Origin of the sequence: Xenorhabdus innexi, from assembly GCF_002632485.1 — a bacterium.
Lineage (GTDB): Bacteria > Pseudomonadota > Gammaproteobacteria > Enterobacterales > Enterobacteriaceae > Xenorhabdus > Xenorhabdus innexi.
Genome location: NZ_NIBU01000082.1, coordinates 1 through 11,456, shown reverse-complemented (window position 1 = coordinate 11,456; position 11,456 = coordinate 1). Strand labels below are relative to the sequence as shown.

The window sequence follows — 11,456 nt, the reverse complement described above, 5'->3', positions numbered from 1 at the left end:
CGCCTTTTCGACCCGGTAAGTGGGGCTCAAGTAAATTCCAGACATGATCGGAAATATCGTGACGGCGGTATGCAGGTGTGCTCATGGTTAGTTCACTCTGTTTATGGAATGCAAATCTTATTATCGCACAAAGTCACTTATGACGACGCTATCTAGTTCATCTTGAAAAATTTTTTTGTGAATATTTATAAAATGTTGGGAATGCTTTTGCATAATGAGATGGCCTCCCCCACCCTGTGAGGCATACTCTTTATAGCGTATTTCTTTCTGGAGAAGCTATCATACAAAACGTGACACTTATTGGTATTGACCTCGGTAAGCATGCTTTCCACATCCATTGTCAGGACAAATCCGGCAAGGCCATTCTGCGTAAAAAGTTCTCCCGTACAAAATTAATGGCGTTTTTAGCCGAATATTCATCCTCCAGCGTCGTGATGGAAGCGTGTGCCGGCGCCCATTTTATGGCTCGCCGCGTCGCTGACTAAGGCCAGGATGTAAAGTTGATATCTCCGCAGTTTGTTCGTCCTTTTATCAAAAGTAACAAAAACGATTTTGTTGATGCAGAGGCGATATGTGAAGCAGCATCACGACCTTAGATGCGTTTTGTTCAGCCGAGAACAGAGACTCAGCAGGCGATGAGAGCGCTACACCGTGTCAGAGAATCCCTCGTCAGAGACAGAGTCAAAACCACTCACCACATGCATGCTTTTTTGCTGGAGTTAGGTATCAGCCTGCCAAAAGGGGGAGGCGGTTATTAAACGGTTGTCTCTGGTTCTGGCCGAGCACGAAGTTCCCGATTATCTGAGCCGTTTACTGATGACATTACATGCCCACTACCTTTATCTTGTCGAGCAAATAACCGCGTTGGAATTAGAATTAAAACAGTCCCTCAAGGCGGACGAGGCGGCTCAATGCATTATGACAGTACCGGGTGTGGGGGCCAATTACTCCAGCCTACTCTCATCTCAGCTCGGTGACGGCAAACAATTTTCATGCAGCCGAGATTTTGCTGCCTCGATGGGACTTGTTCCCCCAACAATACAGTACGGGGGGAAAACCTACCCTGCTATACCTTCAATGTCACAATAACTTTTGTCTTGCAAACGGGATGCGTTCATATAGTGACCATAGATTTACGTGATGTTAAGTCGTTTCAAGGCGTAATGGATAGCGGACTGCGAGACGCCCAGACGCTTTGCACGTTCCCATTGATAGTCATCGGGGTAATTTTGGACATCGGCGATAAGGGTTTCGTCGCTGATTTTCGTCGGCGGTTTATCCCGTGTCATACAGGGTTCTAGTTTATTGCACCACCGAAATAAGGTACGGATAGAAACCTCAAAGTGGTCACTGGTTTGCTCGAATGTCAACGTGTGCTTATCTTTATATGCTAGGACTTTTTCCGGAAATCGAGACTGTAACCCATTTCAAACTCTGCCTTGTTATTGGAATTTAGATATTATGACATAGTATTATGATTCTGCTATACTTCGGTGGCGAGAATGCTCTATTTAAGAAATGAGTTTTAATCGACCATTAATAGTTTCGATGATGAAAAGCTTTAATAACATTATTCTATCCCACTCTGCTTGCACCTGTGTTTCATATTATTGATGTGATACAACAATAAGTTAGAATTAGCAATAGTTAAAAAAATTAGGTGTTTTTCTGGAGACCAGATTCATACGTACTTGTTATGGATTAAATTTCCATTAATAAAAATATCATATTTGTGAGTTATAGCTATTTTTATTAAGTCAGTTTATGCTCTGCCTTGTAGTGTATTTTTTTGTAAACAAGCAAGGGGTAGTTATGAGAGGAATGCCAACTTTTCGCCAAATGGAATACTTTTTAATGGCAGCAAACTGCGGTAGTTTTCGTATTGCAGCTGAACGATTACACATGACCCAACCCCCTCTGAGTCGTCAGATTAAAGAACTCGAAAATATCCTCGGAGGACCATTGTTCACACGATCAAAAGCTGGAGTGCAACTGACCAGTCGAGGTATGGCATTTCATAAAGAAGTACCTCTTCTTAGAAAGCAATTTCTCGAAATACAGAAGAAAATGGATGCCTTCTCACTAGGAGAGAAGTGCAATTGGAATATAGGTTTCACCTCTGTACACTCTCCAAATATCTTCAACCAGATTAGAAAATTTCTAACTGATAAACTGGGCAGCGACTCTGTCTCATTTACTTATGGTTACTCAAAAAAATTAAGCGACTTGGTATCTAAAAAGAAACTTGATTTGGCAATAATAGGAACACCATCCCCAATACCTGAATTTGATTACAAATTACTTCATTTAGTTACAGAGAGAATGTACGTAGCGATATCTAAGAGCCATATTTTATCATCAAAAGAAGAAATAAGCCTGATTGACCTAAAGAATGAACATCTGTTTTGGTTTCAGAGAAATGAAAACAAAGAATACTACGACAAGTGCGAGTATTTTTTTCTTTCAAGAGGTTTTAATATGAAAAGAAAACATGATCCCGGTGATAACCACATTTTATTATCTCTCATATCAGCTGGTGAAGGATTTTCAATTGTTCCTCATTCAATTACACTTAATGAAAGATCTAATTTGGCTTACATACCCCTCGTTGAGAAAGAGTCGGAAGAATTAAGCATTAAGATACAGATAATATATCGCGCAGATATTGATTTTAATAATGCAAAACTTATAACTGATATTCATAGAGTTCATTCTGGTATAAATAACTAAATTCATATTTAACAATCGCCATCTTAACTATGGATATTGAAATGGAATACTTATCTCCCCCGCTTTCAGTTATGAATTTAACTAATAAATTAGACTCTATTTTTTTAGAATCGATTGCAAAAAAAAAGCTGGCAGGTGCTGTAGCAACGATTTCGTATAAAGGTAATCTTATCTATCGTAAAGCGCATGGCTTATCTTGTCTTAAAAGCTATGCACCGATGAAAACAGAAACAAAGTTTCGTTTATCTTCAATAAGTAAGCCAATCGTGACTGCGGCACTGCTCCGGTTAGTTTCAGCAGACGAAGTTAATCTGGAAGATCCGGTAACTAATTGGCTTCCATATTTCACACCTAAGGATAGAAATGGAAATCATCCTGAAATAAATTTGCACCAATTAATTACCCATTCATCTGGGCTTAGCTATTCTTTTCAAGAAACCAGTAATTCTCAATATAATAATCTGAAAATTTCCGATGGTCTTGACTGTTCAGAACGGTCATTGGAAAGTAATCTAAAACTTCTCTGCAAAGCCGATTTGAAATTTCTCCCAGGTAAAGACTGGAACTATTCTTTAGGCTTAGATGTTGTTGGCGCAGTAATAGAGAAAATAACAAATAAAAATCTCGAAGATGCCATTAACGAATTGATTTCTTCACCTCTAAATATTAATGGGTTAGGTTTTGTTTGTCCATCTGATGTAGAACTCGCAGTTCCTTATTTTAACGACCGTTCGGAGCTAAGCCAAATTAATGATAATATGTGCGTTCCATTCCCAGACAGCATGGATGGTTTTATTAAATTTTCACCATCTCGTGCTTATAATAAAAAAGAATATTTATCGGGTGGTGCAGGGATGTATGGTGATATTGATGCTATTACTATTATTTTAGAATCATTAAGGAATAGTAATTCATTTATCAAAAAAGAAATCAGAGACAGTATTTTCTACCCCCATATAAGTTCACTCTCCATGTCATTAGGACCCGGATGGGGATTCGGTTATGGTGGAGCATTATTAGTTGATCCAGATATTGCCAATACTCCTCAAAAAAAAGGAACTTTGTCTTGGGGAGGAGTATATGGACACTCATGGTTTATTGACCCGATTACTGAACTTACTGCAGTTCTTCTGACTAATACTGCCTATGAAGGAATGATGGGAGATCTAACTATTAACTTAAGAGATGAGATTTATCGTCATATTTGTTGAAGCTTATATTCGTCTGAAGTGTACTCTACTCAAGAAAAACCGGACACTTTTTGATAATACCACTCATTTAAGAAAATGATGTGGTTCAATGAGTTTGGGCACCTTATAAGAGTGATATCCTTACCTCAACACAAAACAGGTGACATTATGCAAAGACATTTTAGTTCCGAATATAAACTGGAAGCCAGCATTGCTGGTACTTGAACACCACTATTCTGCTATCGAAGCCGCCAAAGCCATGGGAGTCAGTAAGTCTGCCATGGGAAGAGGGGTGAGGTAGCTAAGGAATGAACGACAAGGACTCTCGCCGAAAGCAACACCCATCACACCGGAGCAGAGCGAAATTCGGGCGTTGAAGAAAAAATTACAACGCCTTGAAAAAAATGAAATCATAAAAAAGGCTACACCACTCTTGATCTCGGACTCCATCAATTATTTGCGTTAATTGAAAGATTCAGAGTGCATTATCTCGTTGTTCTGCTTTGCCAGTTATTTGGCGTTCACCGTAGCAGTTATCAGGCCTGGCAAGCGCGGGATACCCAGCCCGACCCTGAAGTTTTCGGCTTAATAGCCTGATCCGTTGAGCCTTTCAGGAAAGTGGGGGCTCGGCGGGAGCCCGCAGTATTGCGACGATGATCACGGCAAAAGGCAGGCCATTAGGTCGTTGGCTGGCGGGAAAATTAATGGCCGAAATGGGGTTGGTGAGTCGCCAGCCCTCAAGGCATAAATACAAACGAGAGACACCAGAACATGCGGATATCCCCAATCATCTTGGGCGTCAATTTGCCGTGACTGAACCCAATCAGGTCTGGTGTGGGGATGTCACTTTCGTGCGGACAAGCAACGGCTGGGCTTATCTGGCCGTCGTGATTGATTTGTTTGCCCATAAACCGATTGGCTGGGCCATGTCTTCTTCATCGGATTCAGCGTTAACGAAAAGGCACTCCAGATGGCTTATGAATCAAGGGGAAGACCACAGGGTGTGATGTTTCATAGCGAGCAGGGCAGCCATTATACCAGTAAAGCATTCAAGCAAAGCCTGAGTCGTCGGGGTAATTGTTGGGATAATGCCCCCATGGAGCGCTTTTTCAGAAGTCTAAAGACCGAATGGCTCCCATTAACGGGTTATCGAAGTCTGAAAGAAGCCTATCGGGCAATTATCGATTACATAACCGGCTATTACAGCCAAGTTCGTCCCCATTGGTATAACAATAGAATGATGCCGAATGAATCAGAACGATTATTTTGGGAAAACTCTCGGTGAATGACCAACTTTTGTTGACCACAACACTCGAGGCTGCTGAATTAATGAGGGCAGAGAGTGCGGATTTTCATCAGGGCTCACTGAAGCCGAATATATGTTTGCGACTACATTGTCAGAAAAATTTCCACATCCACTTAAATTAAGTTGGTGTCCATATATCGGGTTAATTACTTTCTGGGGAAGGCATTTTAGCCCCCCTCCATTTTTCAATCTCAGCTAAGCTCTACGCAAACTGCAAGGCCCATACCTCCGCCCACACAGAGTGTCGCAATACCTCTTCGAGCTCCTCGCCTGTTCATCTCGTATAGGAGAGTAACAAAAATTCTGGCACCTGATGCACCTATAGGATGGCCTAAAGCGATAGCTCCACCATTGACGTTAACTATTTTAGGATCTAGTTCAAGTGAAGATACGACAGCATACGCCTGAGCAGCAAAAGCTTCATTTGCTTCAACCAGATTTAACTCATTGATATCCCAACCGGCATTTTGTAGTGCCTTCTTCGTTGCAGATATGGGACCCAGACCCATTACTGATGGGTCAATACCAGTTACTGCCCATGAGACAATGCGCAGAAGTGATTTCAGGCCACGTTTCTGAGCTTCATCTTCGCTCATTAAAATGACGGCAGCAGCACCATCATTGAGACCCGAAGAATTGCCCGCAGTAACGCTACCTTCTTGGGCAAATGCAGGTTTTAAACGCGCAAGGCTTTCGATGGTAGTTCCCGGTCGGATAAACTCATCAGACTCGATAACTTGGTCGCCTTTGCGAGTTTGAACGATGACAGGAGCTATCTCGTCGACGAACTTTCCTGAAGCTTGCGCAGATTCGGCTTTATTTTGTGAATTTGTAGCAAACTTATCTTGTTCTTCTCTGGATATAAGCATTACTCTTGCAATATTCTCGGCGGTAACTCCCATATGATAACTATGGAAAGCGTCTGTCAATCCATCTGTTACCATTGTATCTTGCAAGTCAATGTTGTTGATCTTTATGCCATTACGTAAATGCGTTGCATGCCGAGACATCGACATAGACTCCTGTCCCCCCGCAACAACAATTGATGATTGACCAGTCAGAATTTGTTGTACGCCCAGTATAATCGCACGTAAACCCGAACCGCATAGCTGATTGACTAAATATGCGGTAGTCTCTTTTGGAAGACCAGCCTCAAATGCAGCTTGTCTCGCAGGGTTTTGACCGCATCCAGCGGTCAAAACCTGTCCCAAAATGACCTCGTCTACTTCATGTTCACTAATTTGAGCTTGCTTAATCGCAGCTTTAATAGCGGTAGCACCCAATGAATGAGCTGGTACTTTTGAAAGACTTCCGTTGAAGCTTCCAATTGGAGTACGTGCTGCACCTACCACCACTACAGATTTTGGTGACGTAAATTTGACAGAATGAGACATCTGATTGATTTCCATATATCTTGAGAGGGTAATTATCCTTAACCATTTAGAAGGCTTTGAGTCGCATCTGGATAGCGATTGCCAATAGCCATATTTTGTGAAAATGCACTGGAGAGTTCATCAAACACGCCTTGTGGAATATTTATGTCTACCGCTTTCACATTTTCCTCAAGATATTTCCTACGCTTGGTGCCCGGAATAGGTACAATGTTCTCGCCTCGAGAAAGAACCCAAGCAAGTGCAAGTTGTGCCGGTGTGCATCCAACTTGGTGAGAGAGTGTTTTGACAATGTTGACCAATGCGAGGTTTTTGTTAAAGTTCTCTCCCTGGAAGCGAGGGCTGGTATGACGATAATCATCTTCAGAAAGCTGATTGATATTTGTTAATGAACCGGTGAGGAAGCCACGGCCAAGTGGGCTGTAGGAGACTAGACTCACATTTAGTTCATTGCATGCCGCAATAATTTCATCTTCAGGATCACGAGTCCAGAGAGAATATTCGCTTTGAACTGCGGTAACGGGATAAATTTTGTGCGCGCGGTGCAGGGTTGATGCTGACACCTCAGACAAACCAATACACCCAATTTTACCCTCTTTGACAAGCTCGGCCATAGCGCTGACTGTTTCTTCAATAGGAGTCTGCGGATCCACTCGGTGCAAATAATACAGATCGATATAATCAGTATTCAGCCTGCGAAGACTTCCTTCAACTGATTGTTTTACATAATTTTTTGAACCATTAACGCCTCGACCTGTTACATTGTTTGGCTCGCGAACGATGCCAAATTTAGTTGCCAAGACAATCTTGTCACGAACTTTATTGATGGCCTTACCGATTAGTTCTTCATTGATATAAGGTCCATACATATCAGCTGTATCTAAGAAGTTAATACCCAGATCAATAGCATGGTGAATCGTTGAAATTGATTCCTTATCATTTGTAGCACCATAAAATTCACTCATACCCATGCACCCAAGTCCAATGGATGAAACTTTAGGACCTTCATTACCTAAGATGCGAGTTTTCATAAATAATTCCTTATTTCAATTATGGTTAATAAATCTTTTTTAAAAAACTTAATTATGGAATGATAATATTCCAATTTCGTTCTTTTGCTAATTTGACGAAAGGATCTAAATCATCCTTATTGTGGTCAACAATTGTTGGATGGCCTACGACCTCAAGCATTCCAATATCAGATATATGATCCCCATAGGCGTAGCACTCCTCAGGTTTAATTCCACTCTTATCTCTTATAAATGCTAATACAGCATCTTTTTTATTTTTACCGATCATAGGCTTCTTAATTCCACCGGTAAAATAATGCGTTATTTCCTTTTGCTCAGAACAAATGATGTTTGTAACGTTAAGATATTCTGATATAGGGTTTATTATATGCCTGCAAGAACCAGAAACTAAGCATACTTCCACACCATTTTTCTGATGCTCTTTTAATTCTTTTACCAAAGGTTCTATAAAAAAGTTATCACTTCGGATACAGTCGTCAAACCACATGGATGCAAGATTTTTAAAAGTACAAACATCATCAAACATATACATGAAGTAATAGACTCTGTTTATTACTTGTCTTGGTACCCCCAGTCTGGCAAGCCTTGAGAAAGTTTTCATTCGTAATTGAAATTTACGTTCTCCTCTAGCTCCATGTATTTTTTCGAGATAGAATCTTAGAAAACTAAACATGCTTTTTGTATTAATAAGGGTCTCATCCAGATCAAAAAAAGCAACAGGCTTATTTTCCATCTTATTCATTGCTCAATCCTTACTAACATTCCAGTCCATGAGAATCCGGCACCCGCACCGATCAGAAGCACAATATCTCCTGCAACTACGAGCCCTGACATTAGCAGTTCATGGAACGATGCAAATTGGTCACTAGAACCCAAATGCCCTGTAGTTTCACCATATTCGTTGAAAGATTTGTTCTTACCATTATGGAAAATAGGATAGTAATTATTTTCCAACAACTCTTTGCTGAGGTGAGGGAAAATGATTTTCACAACATCATTTTCACTGCGTCCTTCTAAGAAAATTCTATTCTTTAAAGTGTTAAGTGCCTCTCTTGTTCTCTTTTTTAATTCATCTTCGCTGTATTGAGATAAAAAATTCTTTTTTGACTTGCGAGTATCCCAATGTGAATCATTATTTGTTGTATCTGATTTATTGAGATGCAATTCATTAAGAACAGGATCACTGACTGTCTCAATCACAATAATTTTAGCTATTCCTTTATCTTTCCCAATGATTAAGGCTGATGCTCCATCACCATAGACTATTCCATAGTCGCTGGTGACTCGGTCAAAAGAAGTACCGCTGAATTTATCAGATGCAACGATAAGTGAACCGGATTGCTTATCACAGGAATCGAGATATCCCATAGACAATTGAATTGACATCATTGCTCCGTTGCAACCCTGTCGAATACTCATTGGCAATGCTGTTGTTTCTTTCAGTTCTTTCTGTATATAAGAAGCTGGACACCACAATCCTGTATTTTCCTGGTGGTGAATACATGCATAAACGATCAAGGAAAGATTCAATTGCGTTGATTTAGTCTCTAAAACTTTATTGACTACATTTAAAGCCATAGCAGATGAACTCAATGATTGCTCAACACTTATTGAGTTATAGCCATACTTTTCAAGCCGTTCTCTTTCATCGGGATAATTTTTTATTAACTCTTTTAATGTTAATTTGTTTTCTGGTATGTATTTTCCTAGAGAAATTATTGAATATTTACTTTCATTCATCTCACATCACCTCTGTATTGACTTTTGAGATGCTTCTGACAATTCCATCAGGAGAGATGATGATATCTAAATATGGATTTGGTTTTATCCTAGTTAGCTCAGTTAATAATATCCCTCTATGAGTTATTGAATTTGAATTACTCTTCTGAGACCACCATGGATATCTCCGCCCTACAGCTATACTAGATCGAATGGTCATGTTATCACTACCAAGAATATCCAGTCCTGTAGCAGAATGATCTATATATAAATGGCTCAGCTTAGGAGCTAACTTATCAAGCTCATCTTGTATTACTTCTGAAGTTGTATCGTCAGCTTGAGCCATTCTTTGAACTAAAGGCATCATATCGACCAGTTGTAATGTCGACTGAGCAACTGACTTTCTCTCAACTTCATACTTCATAAAAGCAGCAGATAAGCTCTCTTTTTGGCTAACCTTGATTGATTCGACTATTGACTCCGCATCTCCAAATCCAAGATTTAGTGCCTGACCACCTGCCGGAGGATTCAGATGAGCTGCATCTCCAGCTAACCATACTCGTGAACGTCCCCACTTATTAGCTATCCTGCTATGGACACGATAGTATGCTCGACGATCTGTTCTAATAATCCTGGGCCATTCATTTGGAACCAGAGTTGCTTGCAAAGACTGGAAAGTATCCTCAGATAATTCACAATCAGTGTCAGATGCAGTTTTTAGCCCAGGTCCGGCGATTCGAATACGGCCATCAGGAAAGGGAAGCCATGATACGACTCCGTTCGGGGTTATAAGCATACTGCTCGTAGCAGAACTGCTGATTTTAGTATCGGGTATCCCTTCGCCTAATAAATATGGAGCCTGAAAAGTATTACCTTCAAATTGAACATTCAGATTTTTACGGACAGAACTGCTTCCACCATCGCATCCGACTAAAAACTCACAGTCAATATTAACTGAATCTACTCCGCCTCGTTTGCAATGTACTTTTACGCTATGATCAGCATCATAATGATCCTCATAGGCAACACTATGATGTAGAACACCGCCTATAGCTACATACAGATTTTCAAGAATTTCCTCTATATCAGGCTGAGTAATATTTAAATAAAATGGAAAGATTGAGTCAAGATTATTGAAATCAATTGACCATTTCATTCCGTCATTTCTTTGGAAATTTATTTTTTCCTGAACGAGTCCCTTCTTCAGAAAATCTTCCAGTACACCGATCCTGTCAAAAAGCTCTAATTGTCGCGCATGAATCATTACCGCTTTTGGGCGATGGTCTCTACGAACATTTTTTTCAATAATAATACTTTTAATGCCATTAAGTTGAGCTAGGCAGCCGAGCATAAGCCCAGTTGGTCCACCACCAACTATACATAGACTTGCGTTCATTATTTTTTCCTCAAGTGTTTAAATAGTTAGCCCACTTGCGGAAGCGTCATATCACCATAATTAGCCGCCTGAATCTGCATAAAGGAGTCAACTGCTTCTTCAGCTAATTTACCTTCACGTTCTGAAATGCGCGCTGCTGGGAAAATTGTAAATTTGACAAAAAATGTTGCAGCACAAAGTCCACTTTGATAAAGCTCCATTTCTGCTGTAAATGACATCTTATCTGCATTGGAAGTGTTTTTATCGATGATTTTATATTTAATAATGGCAGGTATTGGGAAAACAAACCTCTTATACGCAGCTTTCATCTCATTGATCACAAAGTATCGTGGTGTTGCTTCTTCCTGAATGAAGAACTCTTCACTTACAGCCAGGAAGGATTGCCTCGCAGCTTCCATCAGGATCATGCCTTGCACATGTTTTCCAGTTTGATGATCCAGCATTAAATGACACCCTTCATCAATAAGCATGTCTAGCTCGTAGATGTCATCCGTGATTTTCGATGGCTTTGAAATAAGAGTATTAACTTCGTTATGCTTATGAGAAAGTCCCTCTCTGTCAGCATAGTTGTCACCCTCATTAACAACACTGATAGAGAAAAAAATGACACGTATTTCACCTGAACGTAAATCTGCCGCACTGGCTAAATTGCTACCACCGTACAACATGACTGTGACTGCGGTTGCACAAATG

Annotated in this window: 8 protein-coding genes and 5 pseudogenes; 4 read left to right on the top strand and 9 right to left on the bottom strand. The window is 40.3% G+C overall.

Annotated features, from left to right (window positions below; translation table 11 throughout):
• A pseudogene (locus tag Xinn_RS18400) lies at nt 1-85 on the bottom strand (IS5/IS1182 family transposase); the annotation flags it as partial.
• Between the two features lie 196 nt (nt 86-281).
• On the opposite strand from Xinn_RS18400, the pseudogene Xinn_RS18395 reads away from it, so the two are divergent.
• Nucleotides 282-1,069 (top strand): annotated as a pseudogene (locus Xinn_RS18395) (IS110 family RNA-guided transposase); the annotation flags it as partial.
• A 64-nt stretch (nt 1,070-1,133) separates the two neighbouring features.
• Here the strand turns inward: Xinn_RS18395 and Xinn_RS18390 are convergent.
• Nucleotides 1,134-1,426: pseudogene (locus Xinn_RS18390) on the bottom strand (IS630 transposase-related protein).
• Nucleotides 1,427-1,514: 88 nt separating this feature from the next.
• Nucleotides 1,515-1,604 (bottom strand): annotated as a pseudogene (locus tag Xinn_RS23570) (IS982 family transposase); the annotation flags it as partial.
• Nucleotides 1,605-1,812: 208 nt separating this feature from the next.
• Here Xinn_RS23570 and Xinn_RS18385 point away from each other — a divergent pair.
• From Xinn_RS18385 to Xinn_RS18375, 3 genes and pseudogenes are all read left to right on the top strand, one after another.
• Nucleotides 1,813-2,730 (top strand): LysR family transcriptional regulator, encoded by a 918-nt coding sequence (locus tag Xinn_RS18385; RefSeq protein ID WP_169923614.1) that lies wholly within the window; start codon nt 1,813-1,815, stop codon nt 2,728-2,730.
• A gap of 41 nt (nt 2,731-2,771) precedes the next feature.
• Entirely contained in the window at nt 2,772-3,941 is a 1,170-nt protein-coding gene (locus Xinn_RS18380) for a serine hydrolase domain-containing protein (RefSeq protein ID WP_169923613.1), read from the top strand.
• Nucleotides 3,942-4,088: 147 nt separating this feature from the next.
• Nucleotides 4,089-5,205 (top strand): annotated as a pseudogene (locus Xinn_RS18375) (IS3 family transposase).
• Between the two features lie 212 nt (nt 5,206-5,417).
• Here the strand turns inward: Xinn_RS18375 and Xinn_RS18370 are convergent.
• From Xinn_RS18370 to Xinn_RS18345, 6 genes are all read right to left on the bottom strand, one after another.
• Nucleotides 5,418-6,620: an acetyl-CoA C-acetyltransferase gene (locus Xinn_RS18370; RefSeq protein ID WP_086956570.1), complete on the bottom strand. Its 1,203-nt coding sequence runs from the start codon at nt 6,618-6,620 to the stop codon at nt 5,418-5,420.
• 38 nt (nt 6,621-6,658) lie between these two features.
• Nucleotides 6,659-7,648, bottom strand: coding sequence for an aldo/keto reductase (locus tag Xinn_RS18365; protein ID WP_086955289.1), 990 nt, complete (start codon nt 7,646-7,648; stop codon nt 6,659-6,661).
• 52 nt (nt 7,649-7,700) lie between these two features.
• Nucleotides 7,701-8,390 (bottom strand): HAD family hydrolase, encoded by a 690-nt coding sequence (locus tag Xinn_RS18360; RefSeq protein ID WP_086955290.1) that lies wholly within the window; start codon nt 8,388-8,390, stop codon nt 7,701-7,703.
• On the bottom strand, nt 8,387-9,388 hold the full coding sequence (locus tag Xinn_RS18355; protein WP_086955291.1) for a ketoacyl-ACP synthase III family protein: 1,002 nt from the start codon (nt 9,386-9,388) through the stop codon (nt 8,387-8,389). The genes Xinn_RS18360 and Xinn_RS18355 overlap by 4 nt, the downstream gene beginning before the upstream one ends.
• A gap of 1 nt (nt 9,389) precedes the next feature.
• Nucleotides 9,390-10,763 carry an FAD-dependent oxidoreductase gene (locus Xinn_RS18350; RefSeq protein WP_086955292.1) on the bottom strand — a complete coding sequence of 458 codons (1,374 nt, stop codon included), beginning with the start codon at nt 10,761-10,763 and terminating at the stop codon, nt 9,390-9,392.
• Between the two features lie 26 nt (nt 10,764-10,789).
• The coding region (locus Xinn_RS18345) for an AfsA-related hotdog domain-containing protein (protein WP_280176153.1) at nt 10,790-11,456 on the bottom strand (667 nt) is incomplete at its 5' end.

Coding starts and splice junctions, on each gene's coding strand:
- Xinn_RS18385 (WP_169923614.1), top strand. CDS start 1,813: ATGAGAGGAATGCCAACTTTTCGCCAAATGGAATACTTTTTAATGGCA.
- Xinn_RS18380 (WP_169923613.1), top strand. CDS start 2,772: ATGGAATACTTATCTCCCCCGCTTTCAGTTATGAATTTAACTAATAAA.
- Xinn_RS18370 (WP_086956570.1), bottom strand. CDS start 6,620: ATGTCTCATTCTGTCAAATTTACGTCACCAAAATCTGTAGTGGTGGTA.
- Xinn_RS18365 (WP_086955289.1), bottom strand. CDS start 7,648: ATGAAAACTCGCATCTTAGGTAATGAAGGTCCTAAAGTTTCATCCATT.
- Xinn_RS18360 (WP_086955290.1), bottom strand. CDS start 8,390: ATGAATAAGATGGAAAATAAGCCTGTTGCTTTTTTTGATCTGGATGAG.
- Xinn_RS18355 (WP_086955291.1), bottom strand. CDS start 9,388: ATGAATGAAAGTAAATATTCAATAATTTCTCTAGGAAAATACATACCA.
- Xinn_RS18350 (WP_086955292.1), bottom strand. CDS start 10,763: ATGAACGCAAGTCTATGTATAGTTGGTGGTGGACCAACTGGGCTTATG.